We start from the raw sequence: 19627 nt of genomic DNA, 5'->3' as shown, positions 1-19627 counted from the left end.
GTCGCCCGGTTCAACGAATGAGCCGGGGGGTGGTTCCGGGTGCTGCTCAGCGGCGGTCCGGCAGCGGGGCCTCGACCCGCTCCAGGACCTCCACCTCGTCACCGACGGTGAGCGTGCCCAGCACCTCGGCCTCCGGCGTGGGGCGGACCGGGATCAGGTTCTGGCCGAACACCAGCTTCTGGCCGAACTTGTGGTGCCGGGCCAGCGCGCGCAGCGGCTCCGGGCCGCGACGCTCGCCGGTCTCCTGGTCGGTGGTGGTCACCACGCAGCGGCCGCACGGCTTCACCACGCGGAACTCCAGGGCGCCGACCCGGATCCGGCGCCAGCCGTCCTCCTCCCACGGCTCGGTGCCGGCCACCACCAGGTTCGGGCGGAAACGTTCCATCGGCAGGGCCGCGCCCTTCCGCGCGTCGCCCGGGTGGTCCTCGGCGATCCGGGCGTTCAGTTCGGCCAGCGAGGCGGTGGTGGTGACCAGCAGCGGGTAGCCGTCCGCCATCGAGACGGTCTCGTCCGGGCCCGCGTACTTCGGGTCGATCGGACGGCTGGTGCCCGGGCGGTCCAGGTGCACCAGGCGGACCTCGCCGAGCTTCGCGGGCAGGCGCTCGGCCAGCCACGCGCAGGTGTCCTTCGCGGCGGTGGCGGCGGAGAAGCGCGTCCCCCAGACCTCGACCGACGCCTCCTCGGCGCCGCCGGCCAGGGTCGGCACCGGCAGCGTGTGGGCGGCGCCGTCCGGGCCGGTCAGGGTGAGCGAGGCGCCGTCGGCGGACGGCGACGGGCGGAACCGGCCGATCGACGGCTCGTCGCGCTGGGTCAGGGCGACCCCGTCCGCGTCCACCAGCATCCAGCGCCGGTCACCGGCCAGGCCCCAGGGCTGCACCTCGGCGGAGGCCGGGCTCAGGCGGTACATGGACTTGACCGGGTACAGGTGGAGGGAGTCGAGAGTCGGCATGCGGTCCATCCTGCCAGAGGCCGACCGGCGCTCCGGGCCCGGTCGGTGGACCGGTGGCACCCCCGGATGCACAGGTCCCCGCGGCCCTGGGTGGGGGACGCGGGGAACACTGTTTCGCTATGAGACCTTGCCCCTGTGGGGAGGGGAGTTGCCGTTGCTCCGGATCAGCCCGCCTGGGGGTACTGGCGGTACTGGGGGTACTGCTGCGGCGGGTTGGGCTGGGCCGCCGGGCGCAGGCCGTTGCCGCCGAAGGACTGGTCGGCGAAGCCCTGCTGCGGGGCGGCCGGCTGGTTCCCGAACTGCTGGGCGCCGAACTGCTGGCCGCCGCCGAACTGCTGGGGGGCGAAGCTCTGCGGCGCGGTGGCGAAGGAGTTCGCCGGGTACGCCTGGGCGGGCTGCGGGTACGCCGGGGCGGCCGGGCGCTGGCCGGGCATGAACGGCTGCGGCGGCACGGGGGCGGCGGCGTAGCCGGGCTGCACCGGGATGTGCGGGGCGGGCACCGGGGAGCTGCTCGGGCCGGGGCCGAGAGCGAGACGGGCCGGGGGCAGGGCGGGCAGGTTCGACCCGGGGGAGTCGAAGCCGCCGCCGAGGCCGCCGGTGCCGAACCCGTCGGTGAGGGAGCTTCCGTAGGCGGAGGACCAGGTGGTGGCCGCGTTGGCCGGGGGCACGTTGATGGGTGCGATCTGCGGGATGCCACGCTCTGCGACAAGGCTGTCGTAGATGGGCGTGCCGGAGCCGAAGGACGGAGAGGGGTAGCCGACTCCGTCGTAGGAGCGGGGCGAGGTCATGGGGCATACCGTAAGCCCACAACATGCCTGCTGAGGAGAGCGGGACGGCCCGGACTTCACTTGTTTACAGACTCTTCGCGGGCCCAAACCGGACAATACATGCGGTAGTCGGTCGAATGGGTTGCGTCATTTCGGCCATCCCCGACGTATGGTCGGTGCGCGATCCTCCGGTCGGAAGGGGACAAAAGGATCATCTCGGCCGGGGATGAGGATCCCGCAGGATTCCCTTAAGCCGGCTCGGGCGACTGATGCGCGGCGCGCGGCCGGCGCGGCCGGACGCCGGTGAGTTTCTGCCAGCGGTCGCAGGCGGCCTCCCAGCCCTCCTCGGCCCCGGCGACCTTCGGGTTGGCGTCCTCCTCGGCCCGGACCTCCGCCAGCCGCTCCCGGGCCTGCTCCATCGCGGCGGTGTCGGCGCGGGCCTCCGCGAGGGCGGCCTCGGCGGCGGGGAGCTGCGCCTCGCGCCTCGGACGGTCGCGCTTCGCGAACGCCACGCCGTTGCGCACGGCCACCACGAAGGCCTGCACCTGCTCCTCGGTGAACTCCCCGGGGGGAAGCGGAAGTTCGAGCGGATCGCCGTCGGGCAGCACCAGGTGGACGTGGCCCGCGTCGGCGGTGTCCAGCCAGATCAGGTCGAGCGGATGGTCGGTGGTGCGGCCGTCGACGGTCAGCACCAGCCGGTACGTGAACAGGCGCAGCGGGCCGAGCGTCTCGCCCGCGGGGCCGCGCCCGGGGTCGCGCAGTCGCTCGATCGTGCGCTCGGCCGCGCCGACCCGGCCGCGGTACGCGGCGGCGGCCCCGTCGGCGTGGACGCGGGCGGTGTCGACGGCGCGGCGGGAGACGTCCAGGGCGGTGCACAGCCGGCGGCGGTGGGTGTCGAGATCGCGCCGTCGGTCGGCGTGCCGCGGCTCGAAGGCGAAACGCCAGTGGCCCGGGTACCGGAGCCAGTGCCACGCCGCGACGGCGGCCCCGGCCGCCACGATTGCCACGAGCCAGCCGATCACTGCGCCCATCGAGCCCTCCCCGCACGGTGGTTGACGCATCCCGCCTGCCCCGGGAGCGTCGGGGACGAGTATCGACATCGGCGCGGGAAGGTCAAGCGCGGGCGATCAGGGGCGTCGGGTTCCGGACAGGCGTCGGCCCGGGCGGCGGGCGCCGTCCGGGCCGGGGTGGAGCGGGATGGTGCGGGTGCGGGATGGTGCGGGGCGGAGCGGGACGGTGCGGGGCGGTGGCTCAGCGGGTGGCTGCGCCGGCGGTGGCGGCGGTCGCCTGGGTGGGGAAGCCCGGGCGACCGGCCAGTTCGCTGGTGCAGTGCGCGCAGCGGGTGGCCGCAGCGGGCACGGTGCTGAGGCACTCGGGGCACTCGGCCTTGGCCACCGGGGTGTCCTTGACCGGGTTGAACCGGTTCTGCAGCCTGCTCACGGGCAGCACGACGGCGAAGTAGATCACGGCGGCGACCAGCACGAAGCTGATCATCGCCTGGAGGAAGGCGCCGTACGGGAAGGTGACGTCGGCGACGGTGAACGCCTCCTTGCTGAAGTCGCCGACCGCGCCGGACGCGACGCCGACCAGCGGGGTCAGGAAGGCTGCGACGAAACCGGTGACGACGGCGGTGAACGCGGCGCCGATGACGATGCCGACCGCGAGGTCGACCACGTTGCCGCGCAGCAGGAAGCTGCGGAATCCCTTGAACATGCCGCTCATCCTGACGTCCCAACCTCCTGGCGGTCCAACCGAGTTCACCCGATCCGACTAATCCCGGACCGCCGTGCGAGGCTCGGTCAGGCGTCGCCCAGGGCGGCCCGCACCTCCGGGGCGAAGGACCGGATGCGCACCACCGCGTCGGCGACCCGGCGGACGGTCACGGCGTTCATGTGCGACCACAGCGGGACGGTCAGCACGGAGTCGGCGAGCCGGTCGGTGCGCGGCAGTTCGGCGGCCTGCCCGAGGTGGGCGTACGCGCGCTGCCGGTGGACGGGCGGGTGGAAGTAGCGGCGGGTGTCGACGCCCTCGGCCTTCAGCGCGGCGGCCAGCTGTCGGCTGCTCAGCCCGAAGGCGTCGGCGTCGAGGATCAGCGTCAGGTCCTTGAAGGTGGACGTGTCGCCGTCCTCCGGCAGCGCCAGGCGTAGGCCGGGCAGGCCGGCGGTGGCGCGGGCGAACTCGGCGACCAGCGTGCCGCGGTGGGCGACGCGTTCGGCGAGGCCGGCCAGCCAGGTCAGGCCGACGGCGGCGTGCAGCTCGCTCATCCGGGCGTTCAGACCGGGGAACAGCGTGTCGTAGTCGCCCGGGTTGCCGTAGTCGCGGGCGGTGCGCAGGGTGGCGGCGAGCGCCGCGTCGCGGGTGGCGACCAGGCCGCCCTCGCCGGCCACCGCGACCTTGGTCGGGCTCATCGAGAACACCTCGGCCAGGCCGAAGTTGCCGATCGGCACGCCGCGCCGGGCCGAGCCGAGGCCGTGCGCCGCGTCGTACACCAGCGGCACCCCGGCGGCGTCCGCGATCCGCCCCAACTCCTCGACCTGGCACGGCGTTCCGTACACGTGGGTGGCCATCAGCGCGGCCGGGGAGTCGGCGGCCTTCAGCCGGGCCTCGGCGTCCGCCGGGTCGAGCGTGATGTCCTGCTCGCGGGCCTCGGTGAACAGCGGCGTGCCGCCCGCCCAGTGCGCGGCGTGCGCGGTCGCCGAGAACGTGAAGCCCGGCATCAGCACCGGGCGGCGGCCGTCCACCCCGGCGGCCTGCAGGACGAGCATCAGGCCCGCCGTGCAGTTCGACACCGCCACCACGTGCGGCACGCCCATGAACTCGGCGGCCTGCTCCTCCAGTTGGCGGACGGTGGGGCCGTTGGTGAGCATCCCCGAGTCGAGCACCTCGGCGAGCCGGCCGAGCAGCCGCTCGCGGTCGGGCACCCGGACCCGGGTGAGCGGCAGGCCGTCGGGGAAGGCGGGCGCGCCGTCGAGGACGGCTGGGCGCAGCTGGTCGGTGGTCATGTGGTCGATCCCCCCTGGGTTCGTGACACGGTGTCCGGTACGCCGACGGCGACCGGAGGTTCGGGCCCTGGGCCGCCGCCCCACTGGCCGGGCTGCACCCGCCACACCGGCGGGCGCCGGCGCCCGGTCACCGGCCGGCCGGAGCCGGCCGGCCGGGGGATCGCGAGGAGCACCAGGACCAGCGGCAGCACCTGCACCCGTTCGCGGGACAGGATGCCCATGTTGTTGATGGTGGAGAACGCCCAGCAGAACAGCAGGGTGTACACCACCGTGAAGGCGACGTAACTGCGCTGGACGAACAGCTTGGGAATGCGGGCCAGTTGGGGCCACGCCCGGACGAACATCACCAGCAGCGCGAAGCACTCCACCGACTGGATCAGGTTCTGGATGTTCGACGCCTCGAACGGGAACGGCCGGAACAGCACGCTGATCACCGACACCGGCAGCCGCGCCGGATTCAGGCTGAACGCGGGCGCCGGGTCCTCCGCCGTCGCCGCGTTGATCACCGAGGAGCCCTGCGAGGTGCGCCGCGAGGTCTCCGACAGCACCTGGTTGACGGCGTCCCCGCCGGTGCCGCTGGTGCCGAAGAACGTCGACACCTGCTGAAGCATCAGCATCACGCCGACGCCCAGCACCGCCACCGTCAGCACCGTGCGCAGCGGCCCCAGCGCCGACACCTGCCGCGGCCGCTTGCGCAGCACGTACGCGACGGTCAGCCCCGCGCCCGCCAGCACCGTGACGTGCGGGCGGACCATCGCCGTGCCCAGCGAGCCCAGCGCGATGCACGCGAACGCCCCGAAGCGGCGGTCCAGCAGCCGGGCCACGCCGTACGTGGTCAGGCCCAGGCAGAACATCATCCAGGCGTCCTTGCCGATGCTGGACGGCCAGAACAGCAGCGACGGCAGGAAGAACACCAGCTTCGCGTAGCGCCGCGAATCGGCCTCCGGGAAGGCGATCTGCAGCGCCCGCCAGAAGAACAGCAGCCCCCAGAAACCCAGCCAGGAGAAGACCAGGAACCCGCCGACCAGGGTCGGGCCGGTGATCGCGTAGACCACGCCGGTGACGATGATGACGAAACCGGTGCCGGCCACCTTCATGCCCAGGTCGTAGTGCAGCCCCGCGAACAGGTCGGTGGTGGTCAGGTACCGGGCCAGCTCCGAGCCCTTCTGGTCGTACATCTTGGCGTCCGCCGCGCCGCCGTACAGCACGAACGCCATCAGGTAGCGCGGGAACGCGCAGAACAGCTTCGCGCCCATCGCCACGATCAGCAGCTTGAACACGCCCCGCTCCGGGTTGTTCGCCGCCACCCGGGCCAGGATCGGCGTGCCGACCGCCATCAGCGCCGGCGCGACCAGCAACGCCCCCCAGGTGTCGTACGAGGTGTGCACCATCGCCAGCACGAACACCGTCACGTAGCCCATCACCAGCGCCCAGGCCAGCGCGGTCAGCCGGCCGCGCCGCACCGCCTCGCGCAGCCGCAGGGCGGCCGGCCGCGCCGTCGTCATCAGAAGACCTCCAGGTCGCCGAGGCTGAACCGCCAGTCGGCGAGGGTGCGTTCGGCGGGCAGCGGGCCGGTCGGGGTGCGGGCGGCCAGCACCATGCCGGTGCGCGGCGCCGTCACACAGCCGGCCCGCAGGCCCGCTGCCGCCGCCTCGGTGCCCGCCGCGAGATGCGTCGCCGCGTGGTCGCAGCCGGATGCGGCGGCCGCGCTCAGCAGCCGGGCCGCCGCCGCCCGGTCGCCGGGGCGGACGATCAGCTCGGCGAGGGTGAACTCGGCCAGCGGGCCGCGCCGCCGCGGCCGGCCGAACGCCAGCCCGACCAGCTCGCCGCCGCGCTCCACCGTCACCACCCGGTAGTCCAGGCCCGGCGCGGCCCCGTACCGCCACGCCAGGTACTCGACGGTGCGCACCGTGTGCAGCCGCGTCTCGGCGGCGTCCGCCAGCGCCCGCTCCGCCAGCAGCTCCGGCAGCCGCGGATCCGGTAACGCGAACCAGTCGGCGGCGGTGGGCAGTTCGCAGCGCGGCGGCCGAGACGGGCCCGGGCGACGGGTCAGCGCGGCCCGCGCGCCCCGGGCGAACGACAGCGGCCGGGCCACCCGCAGCGCCACCGGCACCCGGCCCAGCTCCCGCCAGCCCATCCCCAGGTAGCCCGGCAGGCTGTTGCCGTTCGGCGTGTTGAACACCAACTCGGCGTCACCGGCGACCTGTTCGAGCAGATCGAGGGTCAGTCGGCGGAAGATCCCGCGCCCCCGGAAGTCCGGATGCGTCGCGGTGTCCACCGGCCGCACCGCCCGCACCTCCCGGCCGCCCTCGCCCCGCCACGACCAGCGCAGGAACAGCCGCACCCCCGCGGGCCGGCCGTCCGGCGTCACCGCCACCAGGCCCGGGCTCGTCCCGAACGGGTTCGCCCGGTGCTTCCAGTCGAAGAACTCGGCGCTGCGCCGCCCCGTCGGGCCGCCCGCCAGCGAAGCCGTCAGCAGCTCCAGGACCGCCGGTACGTCCGCCGACTCCAGGCCGCGGTACGTCAGTTCACCGCTCACGTCGTGCTCGTCCCCTCCGGACTCAGCGTGCCAGCACGCGTGCGTACACCCGCTCGACCGCCCGCTGCGCGCCCGCCACGTCGAAGGACTTCGACCGCTCCCGGGCGGCCGCGCCCATCCGCCCCCGAAGGCCGATATCGGACGCCAACTCCTCCAGCGCCGCGGCCAGTTGTGCGGGATCGCCGGGCGACACCAGGCGGCCCTCGACGCCGTCGTCCAGCACCTCCGGCATGCCGCCGACCCTGGTCACCACCGACGGCAGGCCGCTGGTCATCGCCTCCATCAGCGCCACCGGCAGGCCCTCCTGGCGGGAACTCAGGCAGAACACGTCCCAACCCGGCAGCAGTGCCGGCACGTCCCCGCGCGAACCCGCGAACAGCACGCCCTCGCCCGCCAGTTGACGCAGCCGCGCCTCCAGCGGGCCCGAACCGACCAGCACCAGGCGGGCGTTCGGGTGCGCGCGGCGCAGCAGCGCGAACGCCGTCAGCAGCGTGGCCTGGTCCTTCTTCGCCGTCAGGTTGCCGACCGTGCCGATCACCAACGCGTCGTCCGGCAGGCCGAGTTCGGCGCGGGCGGCGCGACGGGCGGCCGGGCCGGACGGGGCGTCGCCCAGGTCCGGGCCGTGGTGCACCACCGTCAGCCGGTCGCCCGGGCGGCGGCGGCCGATGCCCGCCGCCACCGCGTGCGAGACCGCGACCACCGCGTCGTTGCGGCCGTACGTCAGCGCGTTGGCCCAGCGGGTCGGCAGGCGGTAGCGCTCCCACAGGTTGTGCTCCGTGTGCACCAGGCGGGTGCCACGGCCCACCGTCAGCAGGCGGGCCGCGACGGCCGGCACCGGCATGTGGGTGTGCACCAGGTCGTAGCGGCGCTCCGCGAGCAGCGCCCGCAGCCGCAGCGGCCAGCGCCGGGCGGGCGCGCCGCCCAGGCAGTGCACCGGGACGCCGGCCGCCTCCAGGGCGGGCGCCAGCGCGTCCTTGTGCGGCAGCACGTACGCCACCTCGACGGCGAAACGCGAACGGTCCACGTGGCGGGCGCAGTTGAGCAGCAGCTGCTCCGCGCCGCCGCGGCCCAGGCCCTTGGCCAGCCAGAGCACCCGGGCCGGACCGCCCGTCACCGCTCCTCGCCGAGGCGCAGCTGCAGGGTGGTCTCGTTCTGCTCCTCCGGCGGCTGCTCGGCCGGGCGGCGGCCCCAACTCGTCGTCCCACCGCGGCGGTTCTGCTCCTCGCCGTAGCCGGGCGCGGCCGGGCGGGGATCGACCGGACGCTGATGCTCGCCCGGGCGGCGCTGCGGCTCCACCCGGTGCGGCGGATCGGCGCGGCGCTGCGGTTCGCTGCCGCGCTGCTGCTCGGGGCGCTGCTGCTCGGGACGGCGCTGCGGTTCGCTGCGGCGCTGCTGCTCGGGACGGCGCGGTTCGGCCTTCGCGGGGGCGGGCGGCGCGGCCGGGGCGCCCTTCGCGCCGGCCCGGCCCGGGCGCGGGATGCGCTTGCGGCGGCCCGTGGTGCCCTCCGCGCCCAGCAGCGCCACGCCCGCCACCGGGACGCCGGTGCGGGCCAGCAGTTCGGAGACCCGGTCGGCCTCCTCCGGGCGGACGTTGCCCGCCATCACCGTCACCAGCACGGTGTCCGCGTGCTGCACCAGGTCGTAGGCGTCGTTGGCGTGCAGCAGCGGCGAGGAGTCGATCAGCACCACGTCCGCGTGCCGGCGGGCCAGCGTCAGCACCTCGCCGGCGCGCAGCACCAGCGCCGCCGGGTACGCGGTGGTGTTGCCGCCGGTGATCAGCGCGACGCCCGCCACGTTGGTGCGGCGGATCAGGTCCACCGGGTCGGGCAGCTGCTCGCCCGACAGCAGCTCCGCCATGCCCGGGCCGTCGCCGACGCCGAACTGGCTGCGCAGGTCGGGCTGGCGGAAGTCGCAGTCCAGGACCAGGACCTGGCGTCCGGTCTCGGCGAGCGTCGCCGCCAGGTTCGCCACCGTGGTGGTCCGCCCGTCGCCGGAGCGGCCCGACATCACCAGCACCACCGGCGCCGGTTCGGCGGCCCGCCGGGCCCGGCGGTCGTCCGGGTCCAGGCCGCCCTGGCCGAGCTGCGCGGACAGCGCGTGCGGGCCGGTCAGCAGCAGGGTCGAGCGCAGCGAACGGTAGGCCTCGGTGGCCGGGTCCTCCGGACGGGCCGTCACCAGCGGCTCGCGCAGCCGGCGCAGCCGCCGCGACAGCCGGGGGATCTCGCCGATCACCGGCAGGTTGAACGCCTCCTCGGCGCCGTCGCGGGTGCGCAGCCGGGTGTCCATCCGGGACAGCATCAGCGCGGCGACCACGCCCAGCGCCAGGCCCAGCACCACCGCCAGCGCGAGGCGCACGCCCCGGCTGGGCGAGGTCAGCAGGTTGCCGCCGAGCTCCTTGGCGTCGATCGACCCCCACTGCTGGATGGCGTCGGTCTGGCTGTAGTTCTGCAGGTCGGCGATGGCGCCGAGGGTCTTGGTCAGCGCCGCCGTCGCGGTCGACAGCTGCGGCTGGAGCTTGGCCTGATCGGTCGCGCCGGCCCGGCTGAACTGCTTCTGGAGGTCGTCGAGTTGCTGCTGCTGGGCGTCGGCCTGGGCGCGCAGCCGCTTGATCGACTCGTCGGCGCTCTTCTTCGACTCCTGGCTGTAGCCGGTGATGGTGGCCTCCGACAGCGCCGCCGCCAGGTCCGCGCAGGACTGCTGGGTCGGGCCGGTGGTGGTGAACACCAGCATCTGGGTGGACGCGGCCGCCACCGTGCGGCGCGCCGAGAGGCCCGCGACGTCCGTGATGTGCAGCTTCTGCGCCGCCGCCGTGGTCACCGCCGAGCCCTGCGCGTACGACAGCACCTGGTCGGCCCGGACGGTGTCCGCCGCGCCCGCGACGGGAGTGATCGCCACCTTGCACTGCCACTTGCCGTTGTCCACCGCGTCACCGGCGGGCGTCAGCACGAAACCCACGATCAGTGCGGCGGCCGTACAGCCGGCCAGCAGCCGCCAGTACCGCCGCAGAACGGTGAACAGATTTGCCGGTTCCACCGGTTGGTTCCCCTCGCCTCGTCCCGACGCCCGCGCCCGCCCGCCCTCCGGGCGGGCTGCGACCACGACAGTTGGACGGTCCCCCCAGACCATTGCCCCTGCGATCGATGCTTCCCGGCCCGGACCTGCGGCGCAAGCACTTTGGCGATTCCGGTACCAAGCTGTGGACGTATTCCGGTCGCCCGCACACAATCTGACGAAACATCATCAAACGTCCACATCGGCCGGGGGAGGGCCCCGGAAGCTCTCCGGGGGCGAACCGACCGTGCGGCGTCAGGTCAGTGCGCGCTCGTAGAACTCCACCATCCGCGCGGACACCTGCTGGAGGGTGAACCTGGTCAGGAAACGCGCCCGCGCTGCCTTCGCCCGCACCAGCGCCTCGCCCCGGTCGTCCAGCGCCCGCAGCAGCGCGGCCGCCAGCTCGCGGGGCCGCTGCGGGGGCACCAGCAGCGCGTAGTCCTCCGAGCCGACGGTCTCGCGCAGCGCCGGGACGTCCGCGCACACCAGCGGCACGCCGACGCCCATCGCCTCCATCGCCGCGCTGCCCAGGCCCTCCCAGCGGGACGGCACCGCGCACACCTCGGCCGCCGCCATCAGGTCGAACACGTCGTCCCGCGGCCCCAGGAAGCGCACCCCCTCGGTGCGGGCGGCCAGTTGCTCCAGCCGGGCCGTCTCCGCGCCGCGGCTGCCGGCCAGCAGCAGCACCGCATCGGGGCGGGCCGCGCGCACCTGGGGCCAGGCGGAGAGCAGCACGTCCAGGCCCTTCTGGTACTGCTGGCGGGCCGCCGCCAGCACCACCGGAACCTCCTCGGCGAGCCCGAGCTCCGCCCGCACCGCCGCCCGGCGCTGCGGGGTCACCGAGCCGAGCAGCTGCGGGTCGCGGCCGCGCGGCACCACGTCGATCCGGCGGCGCGGCACCAGCAGGCGGGCCGCCATCGCATCCGCGACGTGCTCGGTCAGCGCGTGGAAGCGGCGCACGCCCTGCGCGGTCAGCGCGTCCACGCCCTGCGCGGCCCGCACCTTCCACGGGCTCAGGCCGCGGGCCCGCAGGTGCTCCGGCCCGTACGCCGAGTTGACCAGGCTGGAGACCACCGGCACCCGCGCCGCGAGCGCCGCCGGGCGGCCCAGCACGTCCGACTCGTACAGGGTGGTGTGCACCAGGTCCGGCCGGCGGCGGCGGAACTCGGCGCGCAGCGCGGCCAGCCGGGCCGGACGCGAACCGCGCAGCACCGGCACCGGCTCGGCGCCCGCCGCCCGCAGCTCGGCCTGGAAACCGCCCGGCGACTCCTTCAGGAACGCCACCTGCAACTCGACGCCCGCCCGCACCAGCAGCGGGGCCATCGCCGCCAGGCCCTGCTCGGCCCCGCCCACCCGGCTCACACTGTCGATCACGTACACCACGCGCACCGCAGCAACCCCCTTGCCCAGGCGACCGCCCGACCGCCGCTCAGCATCCCAGCCGGACGGGGCCCGCGTCCGCGAAACCGGAGTAAACCCGACCGGTGCCGCTACGCGAGGGTCTGCGGGGGAGCGGTGGTCAGCATGCCGGTCAGGGCGAGGTCGAGCAGCCGGTCGGCCTGCTCCGGGGTGTCGTGCTCGCGGCTCCACGCGGCGGCGTTCATCAGGGTGAACAGGTCGGCGCCGGTGGTGTCGCCGCGCAGCACGCCGGCCGCACGGGCCCGCTCGGTGAACCCGTCGCACAGGGCGGTCAGTTCGGCGCACGACTCGCTCAACTCGGCGGCTCCGGCCGCGAGCTGCTCGGTCAGGCCCTGGTAGGCGGCGGCGTGCCGGACCACTGCGCGGACCCACTCGGCGAGCGCCCGGCCCGGGTCGCCGCCCTCCGCCAACTCCTCGCCGTGTGCGAACAGTTCGGCCGTGCGCTGCTCCAGCAGGGCGGCGATCAGCGCGGCGCGGGTCGGGAAGTGCCCGTACAGGGTGCCGATCGCGACGCCCGCCCGGCGGGCGATCCCCTCCAGTGAAGCCCCCGTGCCCTCCTCCCGGAACACCGCGTCGGCCTCGGCGAGCAGGCGCCCCCGGTTCCGCAGCGCGTCCGCGCGCGGGCGGCGACGGGCGGGCGCGGTCGGTCGTTCGGGTGGGGAGGGTCGTTCGGGCATGGCAACTCCCTTGGGGTGCTTGCGTTCCGAGTTAAGTCGAGGCATCCTCGGGTTATTGCGAAATCGAGGATGCCTCAGTTTAGCGGGGCGTCCGGGGGAAGGGGCATGCCATGATCCTGGTGACCGGAGCCACCGGCTCCATCGGACGCCACCTGGTCCGCCGACTCGCCGACCGGGGCGTCGAGTTCCGGGCACTGGTCCGGGACGCGGCGAAGGGGCGCGCGCTGGGCTGCGACCACGTGGTCGGCGACTTCGACGACCCGGGTTCGCTCACCGCCGCGTTCGACGGGGTGGACCGGCTGTTCCTCAACGGGCCCGGCGCGCAGGCCGTGGACGGCGAACAGCCGATGGTGCGGCAGATCGGCGCCGCGATCGACGCGGCCGTCGCCGCCGGAGTCGAACGCGTCGTCAAGATCTCGGTGTGGCACGCGGCCCCGGGCGGGCGACTCTCCGAAGGCGCGCACGGGGAACTCGACCGCCGCCTCGCCGCGACCGACCTGCACTGGACGGTGCTCCAACCGTCCGGCTTCCTGCAGAACCTGCTCGGGCCCGCCGCGTTCACCTCCGACGGGCGGCTGATCAGCCGCTACGGCGACGGGCCGATCTCGCACATCGACTGCCACGACATCGCCGCCTGCGCCGACGTCCTCCTCACCGGACCCGCCCGCCCCGGCGAGACCTTCGTCCTCACCGGCCCCGAAGCCCTCACCGACGCCCAACTCGCCGACCGCGTCGCCGCCGCGCTCGGCCGCCCCGTCGGCCGCGTCGCCCTCACCCCCGGCGACCTCGCCACCGCCCTCGCCGGCCAGGGCGCGCCCATCGGCTTCGCGGAGGACCTCGCCGAACTCCTCCGGGGCGCGGCCGCCGGCTCCCTCGCCGAGGTCACCACCGCTGTCCCGGACCTCCTCGGCCGCCCGGCCCGGACGGTGGACGAGTTCCTGGCCGACAACCTGACGGAACTCCGGAAGTCGGCCGACGGCCAAGGGAGTTGAGCCCGCGATTCCGGCGGGGTCAGGACCGGCGGCGCCACCATGCCGCACCCGGGTCCGCCGGCGGCTCGTGATGCGTCCGCCGCAGGAGCACCCGCGTCCGAGCGCTCCACCCGCACTGTCGTGGACGCGCACGGACCGCACGCTCAGCGCCACCGCGACGACCCCGGGCGACAACCGCTCCCGTTCGAGCACCCGCACAGCACCGTTCGCCGCACCCGACCGCCCAGGCACCGGGCCCCGTCGGGTGGCCGGGGGCAACTGTGGCTTCGGCGGGTCGAGTTGGGTGAACCGGGCCCGCCCGCCCGAGGCGTCTCGGTAGGGTCGGGCGCATGGCCGAGCCGCGCGTTCTGCATGTGATCACCGACCCGCGGGCCCGTGGCGCGCAGCGTTCGGCGCGGGATCTGCACGGCGAGTTGGTGCGCCGGGGGCAGGCGTCCGAGGTGGTGGCGCTGCATCCGCATCCGGACGCGGACCCCGGGGAGCCGGTGGCCGTGCTGGGGCCGTCCCGCCATCATCCGGACACGCTGCGGGCGCTGCGGCGGGCGGCCGGGCGGGTCGACGTGGTGGTGGCGCACGGCTCGTCGACCCTGCAGGCGTGTGCGCTCGGGCTGGTGGCGTCCCGCACCCCGTTCGTCTACGTGAACATCGGCGACCCCCGGCACTGGACGTCGACTGTCGCGCGGCGCCTGCGGGTCGGCGCGTTCCTGCACCGGGCCGCCGCCGTCGCCGCGATCTCCCCGCAGGCCGTGGACCTGCTGCGCACCCGGTTCCGGCTGCCCGCCCGCAGGCTGCACGTGCTGCCCAACGCCCGCCCCGCAGAACGCTTTTCGCCGCCCGCCGACGCCGCCGAGAAGGCCGCCGCCCGGGCGGCTCTCGGGCTGCCCGGGGACGGGCCGCTGGTCGCCTGGATCGGCGCCCTCAGCCCCGAGAAGCGCCCCGACGTCGCCCTCGCCGCGCACGCCCTCCTCCCCGGGACGGTCCGACTCGCGCTCGCCGGCGAAGGCCCGCTGCGCGCGCGCCTCACCGCCGACGCCGGCCCCCGCACCCACCTGCTCGGCCCGCTCGCCGACCCCGCGCCGCTCTACCGGGCCGCCGACCTGCTGCTGCTGACCAGCGACTCCGAAGGCGTCCCCGGCGTCCTGATCGAAGCCGCCCTCGCCGCGCTGCCCGCCGTCGCCACCGACGTCGGCTGGGTCTCCGACGTCGTCCGCCCCGGCGAGACCGGACTGCTCACACCCCCCGGCGACCCCGCCGCGACCGCCGAAGCCCTCCGCACCCTCCTCGCCGCCGACCGCACCCCGTACGGCGACGCCGCCCGCGCCCACGCCCTCGCCCACTTCGACCTCGACGCCGTCGCCACCCGCTGGCAGCACCTGCTGCGCCGGACCGCCCGCACTCGCTGACGCCGATGTCGGACCGCGCGGATACCGTCGTCCGATGGCCATGGGACACACGTATTTCGGGCGACTGGACATGGACGCGCTCCACGACACCGACGTCGTCTGGGAGGGCACGGCGCAGCTGGGGGACGCCCAGGTCGAGGCCCGGCTCTGGGCCGGACCGTCCGCCCAGCCGTCCGCCGAGGAGCTGGACGACCTCGCCGCCCGCCTCACCGACCTGCCGGCCCTCGACGCGGCGGCGCGCACGGCCCTGCGCGCGTACCTGCACGAGGACCGCTCCTTCATCGACTTCCACGTCGACGAGCTGGAGGACAGCGGGACGGCCGCCCGGCTCGTCCGCGAGGCGGCGGGCGCGGACGTCGGGCCGGACGCCTTCGTGGCGGCCATGCGCCTGACCGGCATCGGGCTGTGGCCGACCGGCCGGTCCGAGGGCCGACCCCCGGTCGTGCTGGACTACACCTTCGAGCCCGACCTCGGCGACCAGATCCTCGCCGTCAGGGCGACCCGGGCCGGGGCGGTGGCCTCGGTCGACTGGGAGAGCTGACGGCCCCGGGTGTCGGCGGCAGCGGTGATCGTGTGGCGGGGCCGGTGTTCCGGCTGGACCGGTTCGAGGTGAACGGCGTCACACCGGCCGCACCGTCCGAACCCGAACCGAACCCGAACCGGACCGGCCCTGACGGGAGTTGGCGTCCGCGCGCCGTCCCGGACGTGTAACAGCGGCGTTCCGGACGGATACCCGAGGAACCGTCCGACAGACGGACGCGTGGTGACGCATGCCCCGCCGACCGGCGGAGCGGACACCAGCCCCCGCAGGAGCCCCCCATGAACCTCCGCACGCCCGCCGCAGCCGCCCTTCTCGCCTGCTTCGTCCTCGCCCTGACGGCCTGTGACCCCGACACCGCCGCCAACCCGGCGCCCGCCACCAGCTCTGCCGCGGGCGGCTCGGCGGCCGCGCCGTCCGCCGGGGCCTCCGCCGGCGGCACCGGCGCCACCGGCGGAAAGTCGTCCGCGCCCGCCAAGCCCGCCGCTGATGTCAAGGCGTGCGGCGGCTCGGAGAAGGAGAGCGACGTCAAGGCCGAACTGACCCTCGACCGGAGCGCCGACCCGCGGATCACCGGCGTCATCAAGCTCACCAACACCACGAGCACGGACTGCGTCGTCTACGGCAAGGCCGACCTGCGCACCGACCACACCACGCAGTTCGAGAAGCTCGTCAGCGGCGTCCTCGGCTCCGGCACCTTCGCCACCGACAAGGCCAACGGCACCGTGCTGCACCCCAACGTGCCGGTGTACCAGGCCGTCACCTGGCTCGCCTCGCCGCCCGTCGCGCCCAACTCCTCCTGCACCACCGGCTCGCTGCTGGTGATGGTCCGCAACGAGGGCGTGCTGACCCTGCCCATGCCGGTCAAGGACGCCCGGTACTGCCCGGTCAAGGCGGAGGGCTCCGACCAGGTGCAGATCGGCGTCCCGCAGGCCTCCGAGGCCGAGGCCAAGGCCCAGCTGCGCGCCCTCGGCAAGTGACCCCGGGCCGGTAGGCGGGGCCGAGGTGGGTGAGCGAGCGGGGGCGCGCCCGCCCACCGGGCACCTGAGGTCCCGCCAATGTCCGGACGTCCGACGTCAGTTCGACCGCCACTGCTCCGTTCCGGCGAATTCCGCCGACCGGGGCCGGATCACCTGGCCCGCGCCCGGGCGGGCTGCCACGCTGCCCTCGTGAAGCCGCTGTTGAGAACCACCGTCCTGATCGCCGTCGCCGGGGGCCTGGTCGCCGCCCCGGCCGCCGCCGCCCACGCCGTGTCCGCGTTTCCGACCGCGTCGCACGGCCTGACCGGGAAGCAGCTGCTGACTCCCGATCAGTACCTGGCCGCCGCCAAGCAGCACCACCACGCCCCGCCCCCGGCCCAAGAGGCCCACGGGTCACAGGCCCCCGCGCCGCAGGCCCCGGCACCGCAGTCCGCCGCCCCGCAGGCCCCCGCGCCGCAGGGTTCGACGAACGGCCCGAAGGCCACCCGCACCCACGAGGCCGTCGAGTTCTTCTGGTACGACTGCATGCACTCCGCAGCCCTCGAAGCGCCGCTCGCCGACTGGGCCGCCAAGCACCGCTCCGACGTCACGCTGCGCCGCATCCCGGCGATCTGGGTCGGCAGCCCCGACGAGGCCGAACAGCGCGCCCACGCACGGCTGTTCTACACCCTCGACCGGCTCGGCGAGGTGGATCGCCGGCAGGCCGCCGTGTTCCGCGCCGTCCGCGACGAGCACGCCGACCTGACCACCGAGCAGGGCGCCGCCGACTGGGCCGCCGGGCACGGCATCGACTCCGCCAAGTTCCGGGCCGCGTACCGCTCCGCCGAGGTGGACCGGGCGGTGGAGCAGGCGCCCAAGCTGTTCGCCGACTACCAGGTCAACGAACTGCCCACGGTGATCGTGGACGGCAACGGCCGCACCTCGCCCACCCGGGCCGGCGCCGTCGACAACATGCCCGCCGCCCTCGACCAGTTGGTCGCCGAAGCCCAGTAGCACCGGCGCCTCGCGTCCGGCGAACTTCCCTGGCTAGCGCGTCAGTTCGGCCCGAAACCGTCGACAACCGGGCTGAGCTGGCGCAATCTTCACGGAACCCGCCCGCCGCCCCCACACTCTGTGTCATGGTGGTCGCCGGGCCCGGCCGGACCGCAGCGTCCGCCCGGCGCCGACACAGTCGACACAGACACCGGGCGCGGCCGTGCCGTGCCCGGAGAGGGCGGGAGTCCGTGGGGGGACAGCGCGCACAGGTCATCGACGACCGCGAGGACCGGCACCCGCCGGGCGGCGTCGCGATCCCGGACGGACCACCGCCCGAACTGGTCTTCAAACGACGGCTGCGCCCCGTCCAGGTCGCCCACGAGCTGTGGGCGGCACGGGAGTTGGTGCGCGCACTGGCCGAACGCGACCTGCGCGCCCGGTACAAGCAGGCGGTGCTCGGCTTCGCCTGGGCGGTGCTCACCCCGCTCGCGCTGTGCGCCATCTTCACGCTGGTCTTCCACCGCGCCGTGAAGATCGAGACCGGCGCCGTGCCGTACACGCTGTTCGCCTATGTCGGCCTGATCGTCTGGCAGTTCTTCAGCAACACCATGAACCAGGGCGCGCTCAGCCTGGCCAACAACCTCAGCCTGCTGAACAAGGTGTACTGCCCGCGCGAGGTATTCCCGCTGGCCACCATGCTGGTCGCCACCGTGGACATGGCGATCGGCGTCGGCGTGCTCGGCCTGATGTTCCTGGTGTTCTGGACGGCCCCCGCCGCCACCTTCCTGTGGGCGCTGCCGCTGCTGGTGATCCAGTTCGCGTTCACCTACGGCATCGCGCTGATCCTCTCGGTGGCCGTGGTGTACCTGCGCGACGTCCGCCACCTGCTGCCGATCATCACGCAGATGGGCGTGTTCGCGACCCCCGTCGCCTACCCGCTGGCCAAGATCCCGCACCGGCTGCAGGAGATCTACGTCGGCGTCAACCCGCTCGGCGCGGTGATCGAGGGCTACCGCAAGGCCCTGCTGTACGGCGAGGCCCCCGACGGGCGGATGACGCTGATCGCGGCCGCCAGCTCGGTGGTCTTCCTGGTCGGCGGCTACCTGTTCTTCAAGAAGCTGGAAACGGGGATCGCCGATGTCGCGTGACTACCCACCGGGCACCATCCGCACCCAGCAGGTCTGGAAGCGCTTCCGCGCCGACCAGCAGCGGATGCTGCTGCGCGACCGCGTCGAACAGGCCGCCCGCCGCCTGCGCGGCGACCGCGGCGAGGACTGGCGCTGGGCGCTGCGCGACATCAACCTGCACATCGAACCCGGCGAGTCCGTCGGCCTGATCGGCTCCAACGGGTCAGGAAAATCAACGCTGTTGAAGATGCTGACCCGGGTCATGTACCCGTACGCGGGCATCATCGACGTCCGCGGCCGGATCGGCGCGCTGATCGAGATCCGGGCCGGCATCCACCCCGACCTGACCGGCCGGGAGAACATCTACCTGTTCGGCGCGCTGCTCGGCCTCAAGCGCCGCGAGGTCGCCGGACGCTTCGACGACATCGTCGAGTTCGCCCGCCTCGGCGGCGCGATCGACCGGCAGGTGAAGTTCTACTCCTCCGGCATGCAGATGCGCCTCGGCTTCGCCGTCGCCGCCTACCTGGAGCCGCACGTCCTGCTGGTCGACGAGGTCCTCGCCGTCGGCGACGCCGTCTTCCAGCAGCGCTGCCTCGACCGGATGCGCGAAGTCGCCGAACAGGGCACCACCATCGTCTTCGTCTCCCACGACCTCCCCGCCGTGCAGTCGATCTGCCGGCGCGGCGTCTGGCTCGAACAGGGCACCGTCCGGGTGGACGCCGGGATCAAGGACGCGCTGGCCGGCTACCGCGACTCCATCGAGGCGCAGTCCGAGGCCTCCGCCCGGGTCGGCGAGCCGCTGGCGCTGCTGAAGTACGAGGTCCGGGCCGGGAGCGGCGAGGAGACCCTGCACACCGACGAACCCGTCACCGTCGAACTCACTCTCGGCGGCGACTACCGCGGCGACGCCACCCTGCACCTCGGCGTCAGCGAAGGCACCTCCAGCCCGATCTTCCAGATCAGCCACGAGATCCGGCTGACCGGCGGCCATCACCGGGTCGCCTGCGTCATCCCCCGACTGCCGCTGCCGCGCGGCCGCTACACCCTGTGGACCGGCGTCTACTCCATCGGCAAGACCGACGGCGGCACCCTGATGAGCTGGCACTCCGCCGGCCAGTTCGACGTGTTCGGCCCGATGCTGGACACCCCGCCGCGCGCGGTCGTGCTCGCCGCGCCGGTCTTCGTACCGCACCAGTGGGAGGAGTGAG

At 74.4% G+C, this 19627-nt stretch carries 18 protein-coding genes; 7 read left to right on the top strand and 11 right to left on the bottom strand.

Features of this window, described 5'->3' with window-relative positions:
• Positions 1 to 46: 46 nt before the first annotated feature.
• The 11 genes from ACFV4P_RS29485 to ACFV4P_RS29435 all read right to left on the bottom strand — a co-directional run bounded on the left by ACFV4P_RS29485 (position 47) and on the right by ACFV4P_RS29435 (position 12404).
• A complete protein-coding gene (locus ACFV4P_RS29485; RefSeq protein WP_380476270.1) occupies positions 47 to 949 on the bottom strand; it encodes an MOSC domain-containing protein in 903 nt (300 codons plus the stop codon).
• Between the two features lie 164 nt (positions 950 to 1113).
• The gene (locus ACFV4P_RS29480; RefSeq protein WP_380476268.1) at positions 1114 to 1737 is read right to left on the bottom strand and encodes a DUF6643 family protein; all 624 of its coding nucleotides are present in this window, start codon (positions 1735 to 1737) and stop codon (positions 1114 to 1116) included.
• A gap of 227 nt (positions 1738 to 1964) precedes the next feature.
• Entirely contained in the window at positions 1965 to 2747 is a 783-nt protein-coding gene (locus ACFV4P_RS29475) for a hypothetical protein (protein ID WP_380476266.1), read from the bottom strand.
• 220 nt (positions 2748 to 2967) lie between these two features.
• The gene (mscL, locus tag ACFV4P_RS29470; RefSeq protein WP_380476264.1) at positions 2968 to 3429 is read right to left on the bottom strand and encodes a large conductance mechanosensitive channel protein MscL; all 462 of its coding nucleotides are present in this window, start codon (positions 3427 to 3429) and stop codon (positions 2968 to 2970) included.
• An 86-nt stretch (positions 3430 to 3515) separates the two neighbouring features.
• Positions 3516 to 4718, bottom strand: a complete 1203-nt coding sequence (locus tag ACFV4P_RS29465; RefSeq protein WP_380476262.1) for a DegT/DnrJ/EryC1/StrS family aminotransferase — start codon at positions 4716 to 4718, stop codon at positions 3516 to 3518.
• Complete coding sequence (locus ACFV4P_RS29460) at positions 4715 to 6223, bottom strand: hypothetical protein (RefSeq protein ID WP_380476260.1); 1509 nt, start codon at positions 6221 to 6223, stop codon at positions 4715 to 4717. Before ACFV4P_RS29460 ends, ACFV4P_RS29465 begins: the two co-directional genes overlap by 4 nt.
• A complete protein-coding gene (locus tag ACFV4P_RS29455) occupies positions 6223 to 7257 on the bottom strand; it encodes a GNAT family N-acetyltransferase (RefSeq protein WP_380476258.1) in 1035 nt (344 codons plus the stop codon). The genes ACFV4P_RS29460 and ACFV4P_RS29455 overlap by 1 nt, the downstream gene beginning before the upstream one ends.
• Before the next feature lie 22 nt (positions 7258 to 7279).
• Positions 7280 to 8371: a glycosyltransferase gene (locus ACFV4P_RS29450; protein ID WP_380476256.1), complete on the bottom strand. Its 1092-nt coding sequence runs from the start codon at positions 8369 to 8371 to the stop codon at positions 7280 to 7282.
• Positions 8368 to 10290: an AAA family ATPase gene (locus ACFV4P_RS29445; RefSeq protein WP_380476254.1), complete on the bottom strand. Its 1923-nt coding sequence runs from the start codon at positions 10288 to 10290 to the stop codon at positions 8368 to 8370. The genes ACFV4P_RS29450 and ACFV4P_RS29445 overlap by 4 nt, the downstream gene beginning before the upstream one ends.
• 273 nt (positions 10291 to 10563) lie before the next feature.
• Positions 10564 to 11697 (bottom strand): glycosyltransferase family 4 protein, encoded by a 1134-nt coding sequence (locus tag ACFV4P_RS29440; protein WP_380476252.1) that lies wholly within the window; start codon positions 11695 to 11697, stop codon positions 10564 to 10566.
• Between the two features lie 101 nt (positions 11698 to 11798).
• A complete protein-coding gene (locus ACFV4P_RS29435; RefSeq protein WP_380476250.1) occupies positions 11799 to 12404 on the bottom strand; it encodes a TetR/AcrR family transcriptional regulator in 606 nt (201 codons plus the stop codon).
• 110 nt (positions 12405 to 12514) lie between these two features.
• Between ACFV4P_RS29435 and ACFV4P_RS29430 the strand changes: the two genes are divergently transcribed.
• The 7 genes from ACFV4P_RS29430 (at position 12515) to ACFV4P_RS29400 (ending at position 19626) form a co-directional block, all read left to right on the top strand.
• Positions 12515 to 13396: an NAD(P)H-binding protein gene (locus ACFV4P_RS29430; RefSeq protein ID WP_380476248.1), complete on the top strand. Its 882-nt coding sequence runs from the start codon at positions 12515 to 12517 to the stop codon at positions 13394 to 13396.
• Between the two features lie 329 nt (positions 13397 to 13725).
• The gene (locus ACFV4P_RS29425; protein ID WP_380476246.1) at positions 13726 to 14799 is read left to right on the top strand and encodes a glycosyltransferase family 4 protein; all 1074 of its coding nucleotides are present in this window, start codon (positions 13726 to 13728) and stop codon (positions 14797 to 14799) included.
• A 34-nt stretch (positions 14800 to 14833) separates the two neighbouring features.
• Positions 14834 to 15340, top strand: a complete 507-nt coding sequence (locus tag ACFV4P_RS29420; protein ID WP_380476244.1) for a DUF2004 domain-containing protein — start codon at positions 14834 to 14836, stop codon at positions 15338 to 15340.
• 278 nt (positions 15341 to 15618) lie between these two features.
• Entirely contained in the window at positions 15619 to 16317 is a 699-nt protein-coding gene (locus ACFV4P_RS29415) for a hypothetical protein (protein ID WP_380476243.1), read from the top strand.
• Between the two features lie 189 nt (positions 16318 to 16506).
• The gene (locus tag ACFV4P_RS29410; protein WP_380476241.1) at positions 16507 to 17310 is read left to right on the top strand and encodes a thiol:disulfide interchange protein DsbA/DsbL; all 804 of its coding nucleotides are present in this window, start codon (positions 16507 to 16509) and stop codon (positions 17308 to 17310) included.
• Positions 17311 to 17540: 230 nt separating this feature from the next.
• Positions 17541 to 18440: an ABC transporter permease gene (locus tag ACFV4P_RS29405; RefSeq protein WP_380476239.1), complete on the top strand. Its 900-nt coding sequence runs from the start codon at positions 17541 to 17543 to the stop codon at positions 18438 to 18440.
• Complete coding sequence (locus ACFV4P_RS29400) at positions 18430 to 19626, top strand: ABC transporter ATP-binding protein (protein WP_380476237.1); 1197 nt, start codon at positions 18430 to 18432, stop codon at positions 19624 to 19626. The genes ACFV4P_RS29405 and ACFV4P_RS29400 overlap by 11 nt, the downstream gene beginning before the upstream one ends.
• Position 19627: the final 1 nt, after the last annotated feature.

The organism is Kitasatospora sp. NPDC059795 (assembly GCF_042732175.1).
Taxonomy (GTDB): domain Bacteria; phylum Actinomycetota; class Actinomycetes; order Streptomycetales; family Streptomycetaceae; genus Kitasatospora.
Note: the sequence above shows the minus strand (reverse complement) of the source record. Positions and strands in the feature narration are given on the sequence as shown.

Excerpts from the sequence above, each read along its gene's own strand:
- ACFV4P_RS29430 (WP_380476248.1), top strand. The coding sequence starts at position 12,515 with ATGATCCTGGTGACCGGAGCCACCGGCTCCATCGGACGCCACCTGGTC.
- ACFV4P_RS29485 (WP_380476270.1), bottom strand. The coding sequence starts at position 949 with ATGCCGACTCTCGACTCCCTCCACCTGTACCCGGTCAAGTCCATGTAC.
- ACFV4P_RS29415 (WP_380476243.1), top strand. The coding sequence starts at position 15,619 with ATGAACCTCCGCACGCCCGCCGCAGCCGCCCTTCTCGCCTGCTTCGTC.
- ACFV4P_RS29480 (WP_380476268.1), bottom strand. The coding sequence starts at position 1,737 with ATGACCTCGCCCCGCTCCTACGACGGAGTCGGCTACCCCTCTCCGTCC.
- ACFV4P_RS29475 (WP_380476266.1), bottom strand. The coding sequence starts at position 2,747 with ATGGGCGCAGTGATCGGCTGGCTCGTGGCAATCGTGGCGGCCGGGGCC.
- ACFV4P_RS29425 (WP_380476246.1), top strand. The coding sequence starts at position 13,726 with ATGGCCGAGCCGCGCGTTCTGCATGTGATCACCGACCCGCGGGCCCGT.
- ACFV4P_RS29400 (WP_380476237.1), top strand. The coding sequence starts at position 18,430 with ATGTCGCGTGACTACCCACCGGGCACCATCCGCACCCAGCAGGTCTGG.
- ACFV4P_RS29420 (WP_380476244.1), top strand. The coding sequence starts at position 14,834 with ATGGCCATGGGACACACGTATTTCGGGCGACTGGACATGGACGCGCTC.
- mscL (WP_380476264.1), bottom strand. The coding sequence starts at position 3,429 with ATGTTCAAGGGATTCCGCAGCTTCCTGCTGCGCGGCAACGTGGTCGAC.
- ACFV4P_RS29460 (WP_380476260.1), bottom strand. The coding sequence starts at position 6,223 with ATGACGACGGCGCGGCCGGCCGCCCTGCGGCTGCGCGAGGCGGTGCGG.
- ACFV4P_RS29435 (WP_380476250.1), bottom strand. The coding sequence starts at position 12,404 with ATGCCCGAACGACCCTCCCCACCCGAACGACCGACCGCGCCCGCCCGT.
- ACFV4P_RS29465 (WP_380476262.1), bottom strand. The coding sequence starts at position 4,718 with ATGACCACCGACCAGCTGCGCCCAGCCGTCCTCGACGGCGCGCCCGCC.